Consider the following 23,064-nt stretch of genomic DNA (forward strand, 5'->3'; position numbering starts at 1 on the left):
TCATTACGGCTACCAATAAATCATTTTTGACGGCAGAAATTCGCAAATTAGAATTTCAGTATCCAATTCAATAAAAACGACGGTGTATTTTTTCTTGTAGGATATACATTTATAATCCATCAATTTTCGATATGGTTCTCTACAGGTTCTGTATCTTTTTCGACTATCTGCTAGTTTTTCTATAAAGTCATAAGCGTCGTCTGCAAATCTTTCAGCAGTGAAGGGCATGCCTTCCGATTCTAAATACCAGGAAACCTCTGCGATTTGACCCGCCACGGATTCTGTAATTATTATTTTTCTGTCGCCCATTTCCTAATCAACTTTTTGCTGTAGGCTTTCGCTTCTGCAATAGAAAAAGTTTTTTCGGGATGACATTTTAAAGCAGCAGTTTTTTTTAACTCTTGATAACTTTCCTCGGGGATGAGGACGTATTTTTTGTTTTCAATTGTAAGTTGTGTCATGACTATTTCTTTTGATATACGAATATAATCATTATTACTGCAACGATTGAGTCTTTTTGCGTTTAAATCTAAAATTATAATTTCGTCAAAATATGATTTTCATCAGCAAAATACTAAAAATGAATCCGTTTTTTTAAGCCCCTTAAATTCCGTAATTTTGCACTTTCAAAAATTTATAACTTGCAATGGATTACCAATTTAAAGAAATAGAAGAAAAGTGGCAGCAGTTTTGGGCCGATAATCAAACATTTAAAGCCGAAGATAATTCTACGAAGCCAAAATATTATGTTTTAGACATGTTTCCGTATCCATCAGGAGCAGGTTTACATGTTGGTCATCCACTAGGCTATATTGCATCAGATATTTTTTCGAGATACAAACGCTTAAAAGGCTTTAATGTATTGCATCCAATGGGTTACGATTCTTTCGGGTTGCCTGCAGAGCAATATGCAATACAAACTGGTCAACACCCTGCAATTACTACTGAAGCAAATATTGCAACCTACCGTCGCCAGTTAGATCAAATTGGTTTTTCTTTTGATTGGAGCCGCGAAGTTCGCACCAGTGAGCCGTCTTATTATAAGTGGACACAGTGGATTTTTATGAAATTATTCAATTCGTGGTACAACGTAGAAAATGATAAAGCAGAAGATATTTCTACTTTAATTGAGAAATTCAATATTTCTGGTACTGCGGATGTAAAGGCCGTTTGCGATGATGATGTGAAATCATTTATGCCAACCGATTGGGCAAACTTTACAGAAGAGGAAAGACAAGAAGAACTATTAAAATACCGTTTAACCTATTTGAGAGAAAGCACTGTAAACTGGTGTTTGGCTTTAGGTACTGTTTTAGCTAACGATGAAGTTAAAGATGGTTTCTCTGAGCGTGGTGGTTTCCCCGTTGAGCAAAAGAAAATGATGCAGTGGAGTATGCGTATTACCGCTTACGCTGATCGACTTTTGCAAGGTTTAGATACCATCGATTGGCCAGAACCGATTAAAGAAATGCAGCGTAATTGGATTGGGAAAAGTGTTGGGGCATCGGTCAAGTTTAAAGTTGAAAGTTTAAAGTCGAAAGCATCTACTTTGAACTTTGAACTTTTAACTGATAACTTTATTGAGGTTTTCACCACCCGTGTTGATACCATTTTCGGTGTTTCATACTTGGTTTTAGCACCAGAACATGAGTTGGTGGCTGGATTAACCACTCCTGAGCAGAAACAAGCAGTTGAGGATTATATTTCTAAAACTAAAAAGAAATCGGAATTAGACCGAATGGCGGATACTAAAACTGTTTCTGGCGCTTTTACAGGTAGTTATGTAATTAATCCTGTTAGTGGCGAACGCGTTCCTTTATGGATTGCAGATTACGTACTTGCAGGTTACGGAACTGGAGCAGTTATGGGCGTGCCAAGTGGCGATCAACGCGATTGGTTATTTGCAGCTCATTTTAACTTACCAATTGTTCAAATTTTAGATGGTCAAAAAGATATTGACGTTCAAGCAGATTCTACCAAAGACGGAAAATACATCAACTCTGGTTTTATTAATGGATTAACTTACAAAGAAGCTGTACCATTTTTGAATAATTGGTTAGAAGAACATGATGCTGGTAAAGCAAAAGTTAATTTCCGTCAACGTGATGCCGTTTTTGGCCGACAAAGATATTGGGGCGAGCCGATTCCTGTTTATTTTAAAGATGGTTTACCTTATTTAGTGAAAGAAGAAGAATTGCCTTTAATTTTGCCAGAAATTGACAAATATTTACCAACTGAAACTGGCGAACCACCTTTAGCTAGAGCAGAAGGTTGGGCTCCGAAAGATGGCGAACACTATGAATTAAGCACCATGCCAGGTTGGGCAGGAAGTAGTTGGTATTGGTACCGTTACATGGATGCAAATAACGATTCTGATTTCGTTTCGAAAGAAGCCGTTGATTATTGGAAAGCTGTCGATTTATACATTGGCGGTTCTGAGCACGCAACTGGTCACTTATTATACAGCCGTTTCTGGAACAAGTTTTTGAAAGATTTGGGTTACACCAAAGAAGAAGAACCTTTCAAGAAATTGATTAATCAAGGCATGATTCAAGGTAGAAGTAACTTTGTTTATCGTTTAGCTATTCAAAGTTTTGCCAACGAACAAGAAGGAGATATTTTACCCCCTTTAAAAAAATCAATTTTTGTATCTAAGGGTTTTGTTAAACAAATAGAAGATAATTCGAATAGTGAGATTCAAAGTCAAATTTTCAGTATTCTCGATAAAGAAACAAAATTAATTAAGGATTTAAATCCAAGTTTGATTGGTAAATATATTTTTACTGGCAATATTCTTCCTTTGCATGTTGATGTAAACATCGCTGAAAACGAAATTCTTGATTTAACTAAATTCAAAGCTTGGAGAGAGGAATATGCAAACGCAGAATTCATTCTTGAAAGTGGCAAATACATCTGCGGTGTTGAAGTCGAAAAAATGTCGAAATCGAAATTCAACGTGGTTAATCCCGATGATTTGATTGAGCGCTACGGTGCCGATACTTTGCGTATGTACGAAATGTTTTTAGGTCCGTTAGAGCAAAGTAAACCTTGGAATACCAATGGTATTGAAGGCGTATTTAAGTTTTTGCGTAAGTTTTGGAGATTATTCCACAATGAGGAATGGACATTCCATGTAAATGATTCTATCCCGACCAAAGCAGAATTGAAAACTTTGCATAAAATCATTAAGAAAGTACAAGATGATATTGAGCGTTTCTCGTTCAACACTTCAGTATCTAGCTTTATGATTGCGGTTAATGAATTAACAGATTTAAAATGTAAAAGCCGACAGGTTTTAGAAGATATGGTGGTTATTCTTTCGCCATATGCACCACATATTTGCGAAGAACTTTGGGTGAAATTAGGAAACCAAGCAGGAAGTTTATCCTACACTGCATTTCCGATTTTTAATCCAGAACATTTAGTAGAAGATGAGTTTGCTTATCCAGTTTCTATCAACGGTAAAATGAAAATGAACTTAAATTTGAGTTTAACTTTAGCGCAGCCAGAGGTTGAAGCGATTTTATTTGCTGATGAACAGTTTGCTAAATATTTGGACGGCAAAGAACCTAAAAAAATTATTTTCGTAAAAGGAAAGATTATCAATGTCGTTCTTTAAGCTGAACGCTTAAAGCCTAAAGCGGAAAGCTTTCCTGCAAATTTTTATAAATTAAAACCCCTGAGTTTAGTAGCTCAGGGGTTTTTGTTAGCTTTTTTTATTTCGTCTTTGCGAGGAGGAACGACGAAGCAATCTTTCTAATAATATAGATTGTGCCAACGGTACTCCTACGGAGCTTCGTCGGCTGAAAAAGCTTCCTTGCAATTACGGTTTTTAGTCCGCAGGCTATAGCAAGATAGATTCTGAAATAAATTCAGAATGACGACCGTTCATGTATGATGACTTGGGTTTTCGCTTTCACCTTTAGTCTTTCAGCTTTTCGCTTTAGTCTTTCAGCTTTTCGCCTTAAGCCCTAAACCTTCAAGCCCTCCACCTTCTTAGTCTCTTCTTCCTCTATTTCCGCCAAATTTTCTTTGTCCGCTGGCGTTGCGTGGTTTGCCACTCATGTTGCCATCACCGCGTTTTGCGCCACCACCGCCGGCGCCTTTCGACTGTGCTTGTGGTTTGCGTTTCACTTGGTTTTTAGCCATCATATTTTCCCAACTTAACGGATACGGATGATCCTCAACGACAGGAAGTGTTATTTTAATCAGTTTCTGAATGTCTAATAAATATTCATTTTCCTCTGCATCGCAAAAAGAAACTGCAATACCATTTGCACCAGCACGGCCAGTACGACCAATTCTATGTACATAAGATTCAGGAATATTTGGTAACTCGTAGTTAAAAACGTGCGATAATTGGTCAATATCAATACCACGCGCAGCAATATCAGTTGCCACTAAAACGCGTATTTTACGTTCCTTAAATTCTGTTAAGGCACGTTGACGAGCATTTTGAGATTTGTTTCCGTGTATAGCAGCAGATTTAATACCTACATGACCTAAATCTTTCACAATTCGATCGGCGCCATGCTTTGTACGTGTAAAAACTAAAGCCGTTTCAATTCCTTTATCTTCTAATAAATGAATCAGTAATTTCTTTTTATCGCCTTTATCAACAAAATAAATAGATTGATTAATGGTTTCCGCAGTTGAAGAAACTGGCGTAACCTCAACTTTGGTTGGATTAGATAAAATAGTATTTGCTAATTTTTGAATTTCATCTGGCATGGTTGCCGAAAAGAATAATGTTTGGCGCTTGGTTGGTAATTTAGCAACCGTTCTTTTCACATCGTGGATGAAACCCATATCCAACATACGGTCGGCTTCATCTAAAACAAAAATTTCGATTGTGTTTAAATTGATAAAACCTTGGTTCATTAAATCTAATAAACGCCCGGGCGTAGCAACTAAAATATCTACACCCCTTTTCAAGGCTTCAACTTGGCTATGCTGACTTACGCCACCAAAAATTACCAAATGGCGCAAATTTAAATTTCTGCCGTAAGCTTTAAAGCTCTCTTCAATTTGAATGGCAAGCTCGCGTGTTGGCGTTAAAATTAAGGCTTTAATGTTTTTAGATGCCTTAGTATTGATGTGTTTTTCGTGTAATAACTGCAACATCGGAATCGCAAATGCTGCGGTTTTCCCTGTTCCGGTTTGTGCGCAACCTAATAAATCTTTTCCTTTTAATATGGTTGGTATAGATTGCTCCTGTATTGGTGTAGGCTGTGTATAACCTTCAGTATCAAGCGCCTTTAAAATTGGCTCTATGAGGTTTAATTCTTTAAATAACATGTAAGTTTTTTTGTAATATTAATTTGAAGAAGCTAGAACGATCATTTTTTGAGGGACTAACTTGCGGATTGCTTTAAATGATAAAGAAATTCTGCTTCGGTTGCAAAGATAGAGAAATAAATTGTTTTTATTGTTATATGGTTCAATTGTTAAAAGCGCAAACGCTCTTAAAATGCTTGTGATTAAAAACTAATAATTTGCTTGATGTATATTTACCTTATCGCTAAAGCATATTTTTTATTTCAAATAACCATTCGGATGAAGCCAACGGATATGGATTTCATTATTACAGGTAGCCGTTAAATAACAACTTGAGAAAAAATGAAAGAATTAAATTGCTTTTGCAACGGGTCTCAAATCTCAACTCTCAATACTTCTAATCAAATGCTCATTTGTTGAAATCTTCTATTTGATGCTCTTGAAGATTAAGCTTATTATTGTAAATTAAAATTTTGTGTTTAGGAATTAATTTTTGAACATCAATTATCCCAAATAGTTATCATTTTGAAACTTCAGATAATCAACCGCATCTCACGGAATTGTCGCTTTTTATTTAAAGGTGTTTTAGGTGATTAGTATAGCAAATTTATGGCAGAAGTAATTTATAACGACGATAGTATCCGCTCATTAGATTGGAAAGAACACATTAGGTTGCGTCCCGGTATGTACATCGGTAAACTTGGTGATGGCTCTGCGCAAGATGATGGAATTTATGTGTTGCTGAAAGAAATTGTTGATAATTCTATCGATGAATTTGTAATGGGAACTGGTAAAACGATAGAAATTACGGTTTCTGAGCAAAAAGTAAATATTCGCGATTATGGTCGGGGCATCCCTTTGGGTAAAGTTATAGATTGTGTAAGCAAAATAAATACTGGCGGAAAATACGATAGTAACGCTTTCCAAAAATCAGTTGGTTTGAATGGAGTGGGTACAAAAGCTGTTAATGCGCTCTCTGCAAATTTTATGGTACAATCCTATCGGGATGGAAAAACCAAAAAAGTAGAATTTTCTAAAGGAGAAATTGTTGCCGATCAGCCAATTATAGATACCACACAGCGAAATGGTACGGCAATTACTTTTTATCCTGATGAAAGTATTTTTAGAAATTACCATTATATACCAGATTTTGTGGAGAGCATGGTTTGGAATTACGTGTTTTTAAATACTGGCTTAACGGTAAGTTTTAACAATCAAAAGTTTTTTTCTGAAAGAGGACTTTACGATCTACTTTCCAAATTTAATAAACCCGAAGAAATCCGTTATCCAATTATTCACATGATTGGCAACGATATCGAAATTGCGATGACTCATGGTCAGCAATATGGCGAAGATTACCACTCTTTTGTAAACGGCCAACATACCACGCAAGGTGGTACACACCAAGCGGCTTTTAGAGCTGCGGTAGTAAAAACCATTCGCGAATTTTTTAAAAAGGAATTTGATGCTGCAGATGTTCGTTCATCCATCATTGCAGCAATTTCTATTCGTGTGCAAGAGCCTGTTTTCGAATCGCAAACCAAAACTAAACTAGGTTCTCAAAATATGGGTCCGGAAGGGCCTTCAGTGGCAACTTTTATTAATGATTTCGTAAAAAAGGAATTGGATGATTATTTGCACAAAAATTCGGATGTTGCTGATGCACTTCTAAAACGCATTAATCAATCAGAAAGAGAACGAAAAGATATTGCGGGCATAAAAAAACTGGCTAACGATAGGGCTAAGAAAGCTTCGTTGCATAATAAAAAGCTTCGCGATTGTAAAGTTCATTTCAACACTACCCACGAAAAACGATACGATACTACTTTGTTTATTACCGAGGGAGATTCGGCTTCGGGATCGATTACAAAATCGCGAGATGTGGATTGTCAAGCCGTTTTTAGTTTAAAAGGCAAGCCGTTGAACTGCTACGAATTAACCAAAAAGGTTGTTTATGAAAACGAAGAATTTAACCTTTTACAGCACGCTTTAAATATTGAAGATGGTTTAGAAGGTTTGCACTACAACAATATCGTTATTGCTACCGATGCCGATGTTGACGGCATGCACATTAGGTTGTTAATGATGACTTTTTTCTTGCAGTTTTTTCCTGATTTGGTAAGAGCTGGTCATGTTTATATTTTGCAAACGCCTTTATTTAGGGTGAGAAATAAAAAAGAAACCATTTATTGCTATAGTGAGGAAGAACGCAGAAATGCTGTTGAGAAGCTAGGTAACAGGCCAGAAATAACTCGTTTTAAAGGTTTGGGAGAAATTTCTCCAGATGAGTTTGGTTTATTTATTGGAAAAGACATTCGGCTTGATCCCGTTATTTTAAAAGATCAGACGATTAAGAGTTTGCTAGAATATTATATGGGAAAAAATACACCAGATAGACAGCAACACATTATCAAGAACCTAAGAATTGAAAAAGACCAAGTTGCAGCAGACCCGAAAATAATCGACGAAGTCGCATAAAATACACATAAAATTAATAAATTTATTTTGAAATCAATTCAAAGCTCAGCTGTAAAATACCTTTTAGTTGTTTTTCTTATCCTACTTATTTTTGCAATAACAGCAAAATTATATATCAACTTCTCTAAAATTTCGCTTTTTAAGTCTTCAACAGAAATAATTGAAGTTAAAAAGGATTTTAGCAGGTTAGACAGCTGCATATTTAAACTTTACAGCGCAGAGAACAACTCTAGGATGTATGTTGTTACGGGAGATAAGAAATACTATCAAGCATTTTTAAGCGAAATTTCTGAGGTTTCTGTTGCAATGGATTCCATAGCGCTCGAAAATCAACATGAGAAACCGCTATCTGATGGATCATTTAAAAGCTTAATTACACAAAAAAAAATCCGAACGGATCAATTTATTAAGTTAAAATATTTGGCAGATAGTTTAATAAACTTTTCTGTAAATTTTGATAAAAAACTGGGTAAATTAAATCCTGTAAATACTATATTTTCTACAAGGCAATTCAAAAGCATTGTTAAAATTGATACACTAAAACCGGGTGCTATTGCGCAACCAAAAAAGAAATTTTTTGGAAGAATTTTGGCCGCTATCAATGATAAAGGCGCAAAAGGCAAAGAAAGTGAAAAATCTACTTTGCTAAAAACTACGATAACTGCAGATACATCAATAGAGAGTAAAAATTTTAATAAGCTACAACTTAAAGAAATAAATAAATTTTATGCATCGCTTTACAGCGTAAATAATAAGTTAAAAGCAAAAGAAAGAGATTTATTAGATATTAACCATAAATTAATAATCACTATTGTAGATGGACTAAAAATTTACAAATCGGGTGAGAATAGTTATTATACAAATTTACAAAACTCAGCTAACTCGTCAGTTCGCGATGTATTAAACAACCTTGATAAATTTACAGTGGTTTTGATATTGCTATTAATTGGCTTATTGTTGTTTATGTTCTATGCCATTTATCATTTATACAAAAATGAGCAACAGTTAATTAAGCAGACTAAAAAAGCATCACTCTACGCACTATCGAAAAGTAGATTTTTGGCCAATATGAGTCACGAAATTAGAACACCCTTAAACTCTATTGTTGGTTTTTCTGAGCAACTTTCGCAAGTAGATTTACAACCACAGCAAAAAGAACAACTAAAGGCAATTAGAAATTCTTCGATAATGTTGTTGGATGTGGTAAATGATATTTTAGATTTTTCTAAATACGAAACCGGGAAGGTGGTTTTAGATTCTACGCCATTTTCGCCGCTTGTAGCTATAAACGATGTTTTCGATGGCATGAAAGTACAAGCCAGTAAAAAACAAATTGATTTTGTTAATAATGTTAATATAGATAAAGATTTATTTATTTTGGGTGATGCCCTGCGTTTAAAACAAGTAGTAATGAACTTGCTGAACAATGCAATTAAGTTTACAAAAGAAGGTAGCGTTACCATACTGGCCAATGCCGTAAAAAGTAGCACTAAAAACATTACGCTAAAAGTGAGTATTATTGATACTGGAATAGGAATCAATAAGCTAGATCAACGGTTGATTTTTGATGAATTTGCACAAGCGTACTATTCATCAACCAAAGAGAAACAGCAAGGAACTGGCTTAGGATTAGCGATTTGTAAAAGAATAGTCGATTTTCATAAAGGTGATATTAGTGTAACGAGCGAGGAAGGTAAAGGATCTACTTTTACTTTTGAGTTACCATACCAAATGGTTGTTAACCTGCCCCAACAAATTGAGAAGAAGATTTTGAGTGCTGCCGATATTGCATTCCTAAGAGGAAAGAGGGCTTTATTGGCAGATGATAATATCCTGAATATTTTATTAGCCAGCACTATTTTAAAAAAGTACGAAATTATTTTCGATGCTGCTTATGATGGTAAGGAAGCTTTAGAATTATTTAAGGATCAAGATTACGATATTGTGTTAACCGATATCCAAATGCCAGAAATGGGTGGGATAGAGCTAACCAAAAAAATTAGAGCGTTTAAAAATCGGAAAAAATCAGCCGTGCCAATACTTGGAATCACAGCAAACGTAATGCAAGATGACCGAATTAAATATCTAGATTCGGGCATGAGTGAACTTGTTTTAAAGCCATTTATGGAACAAGAACTTTTGAAAAAAATGTTAAAGTTTTTAAAATAGGTATTTAGTCTTCCTTTGGAATATCCACCGTATCTTCTGGATGTTGTGGAGGCAATACATCTACTTTTTTTTCTACAACAATAACTTCTGTGTGAACGGCATATTTACTTGGTGTAATGCCTCCATCATGTTGTTCTGCAAAGGCTTGAGTAAATTCTGCCCCAAAGTATAAAATAATCGAAGTATAATATATCCAAAGTAAAATTACAATAATAGAACTTGCGGCGCCAAATGCCGAACCAGGATTTCCTTTTTCTATATAAATACCGATTACATACTTACCTAAACTAAATAATACAGCCGTAAACAGTGCGCCAATTATTGCCGATCGCCATTTTATATTAACGTCGGGTAAAACTTTAAATATTACCGCAAAAACAGAAGTAACCGCTGCAAGCGTAATTACATTATTTAGAATATAAATAATTAATGCCATCGTATCATTCGCAACTGGAATTACCTCATCTATTTTGCTTTGAGAAAGTAGTGATGCGAGTTTAGAGCCTAAGCCAACAACAACACTGTTAATCATTAACGATACCAAAAGCAGAAAACCCATCGAAACCACTAACGAAAAAGAAAGCAAACGGTTAGATAGCATTTTGAGCCAGCCCTTTTTGGGTACCGCCCTCACTTTCCAAATTAAGTTAATACTATCCTGTATCTCGATAAAAATAGCTGTAGCACCAACAATAAGCGTAGTTATTCCGATAATTAGACCAATAGTAGATTGCCCAGTTTTATTGGCTTTTTCTACAAATCCTTGAATTTGTACGGCTGCATCTTTGCCAACCATCTCCGTAATCTGAACATAGAATTTATCTCGGGTTTTCATTTTGTTGCCAAAAAAAAGCGTCGCCGAAGATAGCACGATAATGATTAAAGGCGTTAGCGAAAATATAGTATAATAAGCAAGCGCAGCACTTAGTTTCGTAACCCTATCTTCTATAAATCCTTTCCCGGCAGCAACAAATAAATGATAAGTATTTATGCCGAAAACTTTTACTTTTTTGATCAACTTCATCTATTAAAAAGGATATCCTATACCAATATTATAAATTATATTTTCCTGTCTGTACACTTTATCCCCGAAGTTAATTTTATCAATTACCAATCGTTCACCTTTAGGATTGTAAGGTTTTCTAATTGGTATCGCAGCATCCAAACGGACTACAAATATTTTCGCATCAACGCGTAATCCTGCACCAGTACCAACTGCTAATTGATCGATTATATTTTTAACTTTAAATTCTGACCCAGGTCTCAAGGGATCTTCTTTTCTTAACCATATATTTCCTGCATCAACAAACAAAGCACCGTAAAGAATACTTACAATTTTAAACCTTAATTCGGTGTTCAACATAATTTTAACATCGCCACCTTGATCTGCAAAGATTGCATTACTTGGTACTCTGTAAGTTCCAGGACCTAACGATCTAGCTGGAAATGCTCTAATGTCATTACTTCCGCCAGCAAAAAACTGTTTAACAAATGGGAGGGAGGTACTATTGCCATAAGCATAACCGTAACCCACGTTAAATCTATTTGCCCAAGTTACATTGCGGGTAATTTTATAGTAATCACGTAAATCGGCTTCTGCTCTAATAAATTGAGTTAATGGCGTTTTAAATAACGATTTTTTGCCGTTGCCATCCGTTGGTACAAATAAACCCCAAACATTACCACCAGTTTCTAAACCACCAAAAAAGTAAGTGGTATTTCTACGTGCTTGATCCATTTGATTCGTAAACGTAAAATTGTAATTGCTACCAATGATGAATTGGTTATCTAACGTGGTTCTTAATAATGGATTTGTGACCAAAATACGAGTCTTTGTAGTATCACTAGGAAAACTCGTGGCAACATAATTTACAGATATTGGGTTGAAATTATGTTCTTTATGCAGATTCTCTTTGAAGTTATAACCGAACTCAGCCTTAAAAGCATTGAGCGTATACTCCGATCCTCTATTAAGCATTTGATAAGAAAGAGATGCTATAGTTTTCGGTATAAAAGCATTTGTTACATTAGGTTTATAAAAAGGTATAATAAATTGAGGAAAAGTTAATTTAGCCTCTCCGGTAAGCGACAATGTGTTTTTTCCTTTTGATGTTCCTTTTGTCTGTGTTTCGAAACCGCCACTAGCACTGATGTCTAATTGCTCAGCACCTCTAAATAAATTTCTTGTGGTTTGCGTAATTTTAACTTCCGAGCCTACAAAATTATTTGATTTGCTGGTTCCGAGTACTGAAAAAGTTAATGAGTTTTTTTTGAGTGGTGTTAAGTAAATGTTTAAATTTAGTTCGTTGTTCCTAAAACTATCTAATGGCAGAAATTCTGCTCTAACATCTTGAAAAGCACCAATATTAACCATACGGTTTAAAGATTGATTATGGTCTTTACGGTTATAGAGTTCTCCTTTTTGAAAAAACACCAGTCGATCGAAAAGCTTGGGTTTAAAAGTATTTTTATTGTCGTAAATTTTAAAATCATTGTAATCCAACGGTTTTAATTGTCTCAATAAACTATCTCTCCTTAACGTGTAATTTGGATAAATGTTAATATCTTTAATGGTGTAAGGCTTTAAGGCGGCGTCTGGCGCAATGTCTTTTACTTTCAGTGTGATATTTACCATGTTTTTACCGATGGTACTATCAACTTGTAAAATCAAATAATCCGGACTAAAATAAAAAAAGCCTTTCTCTTTTAAGTCATTGTCAATCCTAACGCGTTCATTCTTATAGGTATCTAAATCGTAAAAATTACCAACTTTTAACAAAGTATTGGCTTTGTTTTCATTAATAATTTTAGTTAAAGTGCCAGTATCTGCGGGGAAAGTAACTTTGTTTATTTTATACCTAACGCCGGTATTTACAGTATAAATCGCCTTGCCTTTTTTTCCTTTTGTAACGGTATCGCCAGTAACAGTACTTTGTAAATAACCACTACTAATTAAGTAACTTGTTAAAACATCGTTGTTAAACTTTATTTTTACCTCTTTTAATAATACCGGTGGTTCGCCTTTTCTTCTCAACCAACTTCTAAAACCTTTTGGTTTTTTTGGCTCGCCAGCTAAATTGTAAATCAGTAGCTTGTACTTAATCCCCAATATAGAAGTATTTGGACGCGGTCTGGTTTTTGCCTCCAAATCTTTTTTTACATCTTTTTGGTTTGCAATTCTAGTAGAAGAATCTGGATTAATAATGATATCCGCGCCGGTGTACAGAAACTGTCCGGGTTTAAGATTTCTTGTTGTACTACAGCCTGCCCAAACTAAGCAGACCATTATAAATAAGCTCGGTCTAATTAGTTTTTTCATCTTCTACTTTTTGATTCATTTTTTTAATTCTCTTTTTTCTACTTTCAAAAATTTGCTTAAACTTATTGTAATCAACCACAAGCGTAAAGCCAATTCCTGTTTCAATAATTTGTCCTTCAACAATTCCTTCTGTTTGGTTACGTCTGTACGCACGTAAGCGGTACCTGCCATCTGCAGAAAGTGCATATTCTACATTAACATTACCCGCAATGTTTGATGAGTTTTGGTCGCCTGTTTTTGCGCCTTCTAGCCCAAACGAACTACCAACGGTAACGGTTAAACGATCGTTCAGTAATTTTTTCGATAAGCCTACTTCCAAATCGGTTTTTTGTTGCAATGCACCCGACGAATAATCTTCTGATGAATTTACGCCAAAGTTAATATCAACACCTTGAATTAAATCTGAAGCCAAATTATTTAGCTGTTCAGTTAAAAGCTTACTCACACTAGATCGTGCAAGCGTTGAAACGCCTCCGCCACCACCTACTAAACTTTGGAAAGGATTGTTTGCAATAAATCTATTCAAGGCCAACAAAGCAAAAACTTGTTTATTCAGCTCGCTTTCATCTCTGTTAACATTCAACAATTTTGTGTAAACCACGCCACCCAAAGCACCGCGTTCATTTTCGGGTAAATCTAATCTGAATGATATAATTGGTTTCAGAAGTTCACCTGTCATCATTAAATAAACCTGAAATGGCAATTTAGTTTTGGCTTGTGCGTAACTTGGATCGTTGAGTAAATCGATAGGCGCGGCGTTAACCTCATAAACTGCCGTTAAATTTACATTTGCGGTAGTGGGCTCGCCTGTCCAAATTATAGTACTTCCCTTAACAATTTTAAATTCTTTTTTGCCAAGCGGGCCAACGGATAAATTATAAGATCCGTCAATTATTTCATATCGTCCTGTTAAGCTTATTTTCCCACTTTGATCCATAGTGGCATTCAAATTCGCATCGCCTTTAACTTTTAGCGCATCTCCATTTGATGGATCTACAACCACATTAAGTTCGGCTTCTGGATCTATAACCACTTTAGCTACTAAGTTTAATCCTTTAATTGGCGATTTAGTCAAACTGTCAACATTTAACGCTTTTTTGCCGTTAAACGGTGGCGCATCGGCATCAATAAATTGTACAATGCCTTTTTGATCGATTATGGATGGATCATTTTCTGGTATGGCAAAGAAAAATTTTGTTCCCTTATCAATTTTAAGGTTCATATTTACATCCGGGCGATTTAAATCACCTCGAACTTTGATGTTACTTGTAATAAACACCGTACCGTAAATTAGTTCATTATCGTCGGATGTAGAGTTGATTGCTCTAAAATTCTTCATAGCAATATCCAAACCAAATTTGTAATTTTTGTAATCGGTTGTGTAAACTTTACCGTCTATTGTAGCTTTCTGATTCAACGAATCGATCAGCGTAAAATTATTAAAGCCAATGCCATCGTTATCGAATGTGATGGTTTCTTTTGGCAAACGGAAATATGAATTTACATAAGCAACATTTATACCTGCGTTGTTAAACGTTAAATCGCCTAAAATTTTTGGGGCAGTTAGTGCGCCTTTAACTGTAAGTGCTCCACTTAGCGTTCCTGTTCCATTTCGCAATTGCCCTGCCGATACGCTTTCGATGTTTTTAAGGTCTATTTTATCGATGTTTACCTTCAAATCTAACGCACTCTCGGGTTTAGTATAATAAAATCCATTCGCTCTAATTTCATGCACACCCGTAAGCGCCATATTTATTTCAAAAGCATTTGTGGTATTGTTGTTAACCGTTAAACGCATGGTACCCAATTGGTCTTTCTGGTAGCGAAGCTGATCAACAGTAAGGTTAGCTTCAAATTTTGGATTGCTAGCTAAATCTTTCACATTGGCAGTTCCATTTAATCTGCCACCAACAAGGGTAGTATCTGTTTCGGCAAATTTAGTAAGTGTTTCCAGTTGAAAATCTTTAAACTCAACCTTTAATGGTGCGTTTGGTACAACCGGATTGCTGTTAATAGATAAAGATTGACCAGAATTGCTGATTTGAAACTGATTAACAGCAATTCCAGATTTACCAAATTGGATGTAATTATCAGGCGAAACCATCCATTTCTGGTAATTTAATAACAATTTCTGTGGATCGAGATTAAAACGAAAATCTTTGTTAATGGATTTAAAGTTTCCACCAATTGTATATTTATCTTTTAATTTGCTGTCGCGAAGAAAAATATTAACGCCTAAATTATTGTTTGCTGCATCTCCACTTATTTCTGAATTATATAACTGTATAGAAGGACTTTGAATGCTTTTTAAGTTTAAAGCATAATCTAATTTCCCATTATCGTTATTTACATTAAGTTTAGTACTGTCTAATTTAAAAGTACCATAAACTATCTGCGGAAAGTTTGCGCGAATTTTTAAGCTGTCTTTTTGCGTATCAATCAAACCATAAAACTGCGATGATTTAAAAGTTGTTAATTGTGGCACAAAGTTTTTTAGCAATTTTGAATCATAAATCTGCACAAAAAATCTAAACCGCTGGTCGGGAATTTTAGTTACCGTACCAAAAGTATAATATTTATTTATTTGATTGATAATGGCACTGCCAACTTTAGTGAGTTGATATTTTCCATCTATCTTAGCAGAAAGCACTTCCGATTTTAAGGTTAACTCGTTAGAAGTTGCCGTAGATTTTGCTTTAATTGAAATGGTATCTACAATAATTCGTTGTTGATCTTTTACAATTTGTAAGCTAGTTGCATCAATCGTACCGTTTAAATAATCAGGGTTGGCAGTGGTTAAATTAACTTTTATTACGCCAGCGGCACTTAAAACCGTAGGACTAAAATTTAAAGCCTGAAGGTTAACTTCTTTTAAATTTAGATTTGCCTTAACTGACGGATATTTGCCAGCCAAGTTTACTTTAGCATCCAAAACAAAATTTGCATTTTTATCGGGCATGCTGCTTTTAATGTTGATATTTTGATTGGCGTAATTACCAGCAACTAGCAAATTACGATAAGTATATTTATTGTAGTATGCACTCAATACTTTAGCGTTAAACTTTGCATTAATCTTTTTAGGGTCTAAGCCCGAGCCAACAACATCGGCTTTTGCCGAAACTCTTCCAAGTTTATCTTGCATTTTTAAAAGCTTGCCAACATTAAAATTGATTAGGTTAACGTTTGCTTTATAACGTTCGTTACCTTTCGGTCCGTTTAAACTCGCTATCAAATCTGCGCCACCCATATCTGTTTGAATTTTTAGGTTGGTGTTAAAATCACTCATCGAACCTTTAAAATTACCTTTTGCATCAATTACATTTGGCAACTCAATAGTTGGCGGTAACGATTTTTTCGGAACCACAACCAAAATATCAGCTTTTGTTACATGAAGTTTTTTGATGTTTAAATCGAGAAATGTTTTTTTGATATCAGGTAAACCCTTTGCAGTACCACTAATATCAATCTGCGTATTTTTTAAGCCAATAATTTGCAAACGAGGAATGTTTAGATTGTTCAAATAACCATTAACATCGGCATTTAATTTTACGGTTTCGTTTCGGTAAGCAACCGGAATGGCATCGCTAAAAAACCCAGCATCTTTAAGTCCGATGGTTGTGTTTTTAAAATTCAAGCTCAGTTTCACTCTTTCAGGATGTTTTGTTAAATCATCCATGGATGTGAAATTCAATTCGGTTGCATTCTCAATACTGGTATTTGGTGTTTTTAAAACGAAGTTGGTCAGCTTAATCTGCCTATTATTATAAATTGCATTTCCTTTTAAGTCCGTTAAAATAAAGCCACTTTTATCTTTCAACGAACCGTTTTTGACGTTTGCTTTAATTCCGGCAGCACTATACGTTAAATCTGTAGCGCCCAAACTTAGTCCGTTTATTTTTAAGTGATTAAAGTCTATTCCTTTTGGCGCTGGTTTCGCCCCTAAATTATCAAATTGTACAATATTATCGTTAAAGCTGATATTTTTAATCATTAACGCCAAAGGCGATTTTTTGGCAAGTACTGTATCTTTAACCTTTTTTAAATCGTTTGATGGAGCAGGCTTAAACGCAAAAAGGATATTCGATTTGTTCAGTTTAGCATCATCAGCAGTGTATTTGCTATTGGTTAAATCTACTTTTAAGTTAACAAAGCCTAAATCATTTATATCGGCAATGGCTTTGGTGGTAGAAAGCTCATCGTTATAATTAACTTTTACATTGGCGAAAGCAAAATTTTCTACTTCGATTAATGGAAGTTTACCATCCTTTTTCTGAGTACTATCAACCGAATTTTTTATGTTCTGCACCAATTCCGTTAGCGGTTTTTGTTGTAAATAAGCTAGGGAAGTATTTTTTAAAGTTAAATTTTTGATTACATAATGCTGATTGGCTAGGTCGAAATCTTTTATTTTGGTTTTAAATTCTCCCAAATATAATTTCACATCATTACCAGCCACATCATCATGGTAATTTATGCTAATATCCTCAAACGAAGCTTTATCAATAGAAAATTTTAACGCCGAGGTGCTGTCTTTATCTACTTTATCTTGAGGTTTTTTCTGGTCGCTCATAAATGCATCAACCAAAAATGAGAAATTGAATGTTGTATCGGGATTGATGCGCTTCACGTTCGCACGGATAGTTTTTAGTTCAATGTTATTGATTTCAACAGTATTTTTCAGCAGTTTGAATAAGTTAATATCAACCGCTAATTTTTCTGCATACAGCAAGGTATCTCCTTTTTGGTCGGCGATGTAGAACTTATTCAAAACTACATCTTTAGGCAACGCAATTTTGATGCTTTCTAGGCTAACTTCTGTTTTTGTTTTGTTTTTAAGATAGTTTATGGCTTTATCCTTTACAAAATTTTGTACAGCAGGAATATTTAAAGATAGTGCGACAGCAACTATCAATATAATGATAGTCGCAACTATCCAAAGTATTATTTTTAAACTTTTACGTACGTATTTATTCAAAGCTAAATGAATTTGATGGTTTTGTAGGAACTAAAATTATGCTGCTAAGATAGGCAGAATTTCAACTTACTAAATAATACAAAAAAAAGTCCAAATTGTTCAAATTTTTTGAAAATTTAATTGTTTTGATATTTAGTTGGTATGAATTTGTTTTTCGGGTAGACGATTTCTAACCGAATAACATTTTAAATCGCTGGAAACACAATAAATGGCCATTCTGAAAATAAATATTCAACAGCAACGATTGGCCATGTTAACATAACAATTTTATATAATATTTTTTTTAAAAAAATTGCAGTGAATCGTTTTAATAGAAAAAATAAACTACATTGTACGCCCACTAAAAAAATTAGTATTGGTGGGTTATAAAACATTTAGGAATGAATTTAGTAGATTTAAATATAAGCTTTGAGCGGTATGCCGATATCAAAGAACTAAACGAGAGCGATCATTTACTTTGCAAACAATCTGAGCAGGCTTTGTCGAGTTCTCATTCGCCTTATTCAAAGTTTAAGGTAGGTACCGCTATTCAGTTGGCGAGTGGTGAAGTTATTTTAGGCAGTAATCAAGAAAATTTAGCGTATCCATCGGGTTTATGTGCAGAACGTGTGGCTTTGTTCACAATAGGCGCTACTTATCCAAACGCCGTGATAGAAAGTATGGCTGTTACTGCTCAAACCAGCGAATTTGAAATTTTAAAGCCAATTACTTCTTGCGGTGGTTGTTTGCAAGTGATGGTGGAGTTTGAGAGGAGGCAAAATAAACCAATTGCCGTGCTTTTTTATTGTTTAAATGGCGAAGTTTTAAAGGTAAATACGGTTAAAAGTTTAATCCCATTCGCATTTGTTGAAGACGGGTTGGGTTAGTTATGAGTGATGAGTGATGAGAGATGAGTATTCTGCTCGCCAAACCAACAAGTCAAAAAACAATTCGTTATGCACTCATTTTGGCAAACCAAAAAACGAAATATATTCTTTTTTGGAGATGGTTTTTTAGTTATGAGTGCTGATTTATGAGTGATGAGTATTCTGCTCGCCGAACCAACAAGTCAAAAACCAATTCGTTATGCACTCATTTTGGCAAACCAAAAAACGAAATATATTCTCTTTTGGAGATGGTTTTTTAGTTATGAGTGATGAGTTATGAGTGATGAGTACTCTGCTCGCCGAACCAACAAGTCAAAAAACAATTCGTTATGCACTCATTTTGGTAAACCAAAAAAGCGAAATATATTCTTTTTTGGAGATGGTTTTTTAGTTATGAGTGCTGATTTATGAGTGATGAGTATTCTGCTCGCCGAACCAACAAGTCAAAAACCAATTCGTTATGCACTCATTTTGGCAAACCAAAAAACGAAATATATTCTTTTTTGGAGGTGGTTTTTTAGTTATGAGTTATGAGTATTCTGCTCGCCGAACCAGTCAGTCAAAAATCTTAAGCTTAATGCATTCCTTTCGGACTAACTAAAAAACAAACCAACCAAAAAACTAAAAAACCAAATGTGAATAACCTAACCTCATACACTAAAATCATTTTTGTTATATTTACAGCTGCCAATTTTTGTAGATAAATGAGTGAAGAATTAGACCAAAATATAAACGGAGAACAAAAGCATACCATCACCCCAATTAATGGTTTATATGAAAATTGGTTCCTCGATTATGCTTCTTATGTAATTCTAGATCGTGCTGTTCCGCATATTCATGATGGATTAAAACCCGTTCAGCGCCGCATTATGCACTCGCTAAAAGAAATGGACGATGGACGTTTCAACAAAGCTGCGAATGTAATCGGCAATACCATGAAATATCACCCACACGGTGATGCATCAATTGGCGATGCAATGGTACAAATAGGGCAAAAGGATTTGTTAATTGATATGCAGGGCAACTGGGGCGACCCAATCACCGGCGATAGTGCTGCTGCACCTCGTTATATCGAGGCTCGGCTATCAAAATTTGCCAATGAAGTAGTTTTCAATGCCGATACTACAGAATGGCAATTGAGTTACGATGGAAGGAATAACGAGCCCATCACACTTCCTGTTAAGTTTCCTTTATTACTTGCGCAAGGTGCAGAAGGTATTGCCGTAGGCTTGGCAACGAAAGTAATGCCGCACAACTTTATCGAGCTTATTGATGCATCGATTGATGTGCTTAACGGTATTCGTCCTAATATAATGCCCGATTTCTTTACGGGAGGTATGGCCGATTTTACAAACTATAACGAAGGACAAAGAGGGGGTAAGATACGGGTAAGGGCAAAAATTACCGAAAAAGATAAGAAAACTTTGGTGATTACTGAAGTGCCGTATAGCACAACAACCAGTTCTATTATCGACAGTATTTTAGCGGCCAACGACAAGGGCAAAATAAAAATTAAAAAAATTGAAGACAGTACCGCTGCCAATGTAGAAATTATTGTGCATTTGGCGCCAGGCATTTCGCCTGATGTAACCATTGATGCACTTTATGCGTTTACGGCCTGCGAAGTCTCCATTTCTCCAAATACATGTATTATTCAAGATGATAAGCCACACTTTTTAAGTGTAAACGATATCTTGATTGAAAATACTAAACACACTAAACGGTTATTAAAAAAAGAACTCGAAATTCGTTTGCACGAATTACAAGAGAAAATTTTCTTTAGTTCGTTGCTCAAAATTTTCATTCAAGAAGGGATGTACAAAAACCCCGAATATGAAAATTCTACCAATTTTGATGCCGTAGTAGAAGTTCTACATCGTTTATTCCAGCCATTTAAACCTTCGCTTTACCGCGAAATACTGCCCGAAGATTTTAAAAAGCTCATTGATAAACCAATGAGCAGCATTACACGTTTCGATGTGAAAAAGGCTGACGAGCAAATGAAAAATCTGGAAGATGAAATAAAAGTGGTTAAAAATCATTTGAAGCACCTTAACGATTATTCTATTGCGTGGTATCAAAGGCTTAAAGATAAATACGGTAAAGGCAGAGAACGTAAAACTGAGATCCGTTTATTCGATCGTGTAGAAGCATCAAAAGTAGCTTTAGCAAATGTAAAGTTGTACATGAATACCGATGATGGTTTTATTGGTACAGGCTTAAAGAAAGATTTATTTATTGCCGATTGCTCGGATATTGATGAGGTGATTGTTTTCCGCGAGGATGGAAAATGCATCATAACCAAAGTAGCTGATAAAACGTTCGTTGGCAAAGGAATTATACATGCACAGGTTTTTAAAAAGGGTGATGAACGGACCATTTATAATATGGTTTACAAAGATGGATCAACAGGAACGGCTTATATAAAACGTTTCGCCGTAGTTGGTGTTACACGCGATAAAGAATACGATTTAACAAAGGGAACTAAGGGCTCTAAAGTTTTATATTTTACAGCTAATCCAAATGGCGAAGCTGAAATTATAAGCATTGCGCTAAAGCCACATTCTAAACTCCGTAAGTTGCAGTTCGACCATGATTTTGCTGAAGTTGCAATTAAAGGTCGTGGTTCTCAGGGAAATATTATTTCTAAATTTCCTGTTAAGAAAATTATCCTTAAAAGTAAAGGCGTTTCTACCTTATCGGGATTAAAAATATGGTATGATGATTTACTAAAACGGTTAAATGTTGATGGTAGAGGAAAATATTTAGGCGAATTTGATGGCGATGACAGGATTTTGCAAGTGCATAAAGACGGTTTCTACGAGTTAAGCTCTTTCGAGTTAAGCAACCACTTTGATGATGGTTTAATTTCGATACAGAAGTTTGATGCAGAAAAAGTTTTTGCTGCGGTTCATTTTGATGGGAAAGCGCAGAATTACTTCGTAAAGCGGTTCGTTTTTGAGCTTCAGTCGAACGGTAGGAAAGTGATTTTTATCAGTGAAGAGCCAAAATCTAAATTATTATATTTAACAGCAAATGCCGAAGCAAAGGTTATTGTTGATGTTTTAAAAGGCAAAACCCAAATCGCAGAGACCTTAGATTTAGTAATATCAGAGTTAATTGATGTTAAAGGTATAAAAGCAAACGGCAACCGATTATCGCCACATGATGTGAAGAAAGTGGTTTTAGAAGAGCCAGAGAGTGAGAGCGAGATTGAGGCTGAGGTTGAGGTTGAGGCTGAGGTTGAGGTTGAGGTTGAGGTTGAGGTTGAGGGCGAGATTCAGGCTGAGGTTGAGGATGTTTTAGACGAAAATCCATCGGAAAAATTAGAGAAGCCAGAAGTTGAAGAAAAACCATCTGCAGCTGTTAGCAAACCCCAAGTAGAAAGATTAAAAAATACGGAAAAGGTGCGTTTAAATTCGATTTCGGAAGATAAAATAATTGAAGAAGATACCCCAGCTGAGCCTAAAATCGTGCCTGCAAAAGAAAACGATGTTATTAAGGAAGAACAAGTGAAACCAGCTAAAAAAATTAATCTTGAAATTACCAACCCTGATGATATAGAAATTGATGATAAAGGGCAGTTAGGATTGTTTTAGTTTTTATTTCAAAGTCATCCAATGACTAATATACGTTACGCACATACTTCTTGGAGTCATCAGATGAATATAAGCACAGCAATAATATTCATCCGATGACTAATTAACAAGCATAATTGATATCATGCTCCGAGTATGTACCACGAACTGTGTCAAAGCGTTAAACCTTTAAACACAATTAGCGATGAGAACAGGAGAAGATTTTGATTTTGAGAGCTTCAAAAACGAAGCAATGGCTGGGCTAAGTTCCGGCAAAAAGATGACTGGAAGTGATGGTGTTTTGGCACCTATGATGAAGCATTTTTTAGAGTCTATGATGGCTGGGGAATTGAACCATCACTTATCTGAGAGTAAGCTCAATGGTTTTGCAAACAGAAAGAA

At 35.2% G+C, this 23,064-nt stretch carries 11 protein-coding genes and 1 pseudogene; 6 read left to right on the forward strand and 6 right to left on the reverse strand.

The genetic code is table 11. The features are described from left to right. Window positions 1-9: 9 nt before the first annotated feature. Together EZJ43_RS09765 and EZJ43_RS17120 are read right to left on the reverse strand one after the other, a co-directional pair. A complete protein-coding gene (locus EZJ43_RS09765) occupies window positions 10-276 on the reverse strand; it encodes a hypothetical protein (protein WP_165953132.1) in 267 nt (88 codons plus the stop codon). A gap of 14 nt (window positions 277-290) precedes the next feature. After that, window positions 291-461: a hypothetical protein gene (locus EZJ43_RS17120; protein WP_165953133.1), complete on the reverse strand. Its 171-nt coding sequence runs from the start codon at window positions 459-461 to the stop codon at window positions 291-293. 185 nt (window positions 462-646) lie between these two features. Here EZJ43_RS17120 and EZJ43_RS09770 point away from each other — a divergent pair, with 185 nt between their 5' ends. Further along, on the forward strand, window positions 647-3,619 hold the full coding sequence (locus tag EZJ43_RS09770) for a leucine--tRNA ligase (protein ID WP_133262527.1): 2,973 nt from the start codon (window positions 647-649) through the stop codon (window positions 3,617-3,619). A 377-nt stretch (window positions 3,620-3,996) separates the two neighbouring features. Here the strand turns inward: EZJ43_RS09770 and EZJ43_RS09775 are convergent, their stop codons facing one another. After that, complete coding sequence (locus tag EZJ43_RS09775) at window positions 3,997-5,298, reverse strand: DEAD/DEAH box helicase (RefSeq protein WP_133262528.1); 1,302 nt, start codon at window positions 5,296-5,298, stop codon at window positions 3,997-3,999. Between the two features lie 588 nt (window positions 5,299-5,886). Between EZJ43_RS09775 and EZJ43_RS09780 the strand changes: the two genes are divergently transcribed. Both EZJ43_RS09780 and EZJ43_RS09785 read left to right on the forward strand, forming a co-directional pair. Continuing rightward, window positions 5,887-7,755, forward strand: coding sequence for a DNA topoisomerase IV subunit B (locus EZJ43_RS09780; protein WP_133262529.1), 1,869 nt, complete (start codon window positions 5,887-5,889; stop codon window positions 7,753-7,755). Window positions 7,756-7,782: 27 nt separating this feature from the next. After that, complete coding sequence (locus EZJ43_RS09785) at window positions 7,783-9,924, forward strand: ATP-binding protein (protein WP_133262530.1); 2,142 nt, start codon at window positions 7,783-7,785, stop codon at window positions 9,922-9,924. Between the two features lie 4 nt (window positions 9,925-9,928). Here EZJ43_RS09785 and EZJ43_RS09790 read toward each other — a convergent pair whose 3' ends face one another. The 3 genes from EZJ43_RS09790 to EZJ43_RS09800 are packed head-to-tail and all read right to left on the reverse strand — an operon-like array spanning window position 9,929 to window position 18,218. Further along, window positions 9,929-10,948 carry a YihY/virulence factor BrkB family protein gene (locus tag EZJ43_RS09790; RefSeq protein WP_133262531.1) on the reverse strand — a complete coding sequence of 340 codons (1,020 nt, stop codon included), beginning with the start codon at window positions 10,946-10,948 and terminating at the stop codon, window positions 9,929-9,931. 3 nt (window positions 10,949-10,951) lie between these two features. Further along, a complete protein-coding gene (gene tamL, locus EZJ43_RS09795; RefSeq protein ID WP_133262532.1) occupies window positions 10,952-13,243 on the reverse strand; it encodes a translocation and assembly module lipoprotein TamL in 2,292 nt (763 codons plus the stop codon). After that, entirely contained in the window at window positions 13,227-18,218 is a 4,992-nt protein-coding gene (locus EZJ43_RS09800; RefSeq protein ID WP_133262533.1) for a translocation/assembly module TamB domain-containing protein, read from the reverse strand. The genes tamL and EZJ43_RS09800 overlap by 17 nt, the downstream gene beginning before the upstream one ends. 380 nt (window positions 18,219-18,598) lie before the next feature. Here EZJ43_RS09800 and EZJ43_RS09805 point away from each other — a divergent pair, with 380 nt between their 5' ends. From EZJ43_RS09805 to EZJ43_RS09815, 3 genes and pseudogenes are all read left to right on the forward strand, one after another. Further along, window positions 18,599-19,084: a cytidine deaminase gene (locus tag EZJ43_RS09805; protein ID WP_133262534.1), complete on the forward strand. Its 486-nt coding sequence runs from the start codon at window positions 18,599-18,601 to the stop codon at window positions 19,082-19,084. Between the two features lie 704 nt (window positions 19,085-19,788). Further along, a complete protein-coding gene (locus EZJ43_RS09810) occupies window positions 19,789-22,683 on the forward strand; it encodes a DNA gyrase/topoisomerase IV subunit A (protein WP_133262535.1) in 2,895 nt (964 codons plus the stop codon). 184 nt (window positions 22,684-22,867) lie between these two features. After that, window positions 22,868-23,064, forward strand: a pseudogene (locus EZJ43_RS09815) (IS256 family transposase); the annotation flags it as partial.

Source organism: Pedobacter changchengzhani (assembly GCF_004354365.1).
GTDB classification, from domain to species: domain Bacteria; phylum Bacteroidota; class Bacteroidia; order Sphingobacteriales; family Sphingobacteriaceae; genus Pedobacter; species Pedobacter changchengzhani.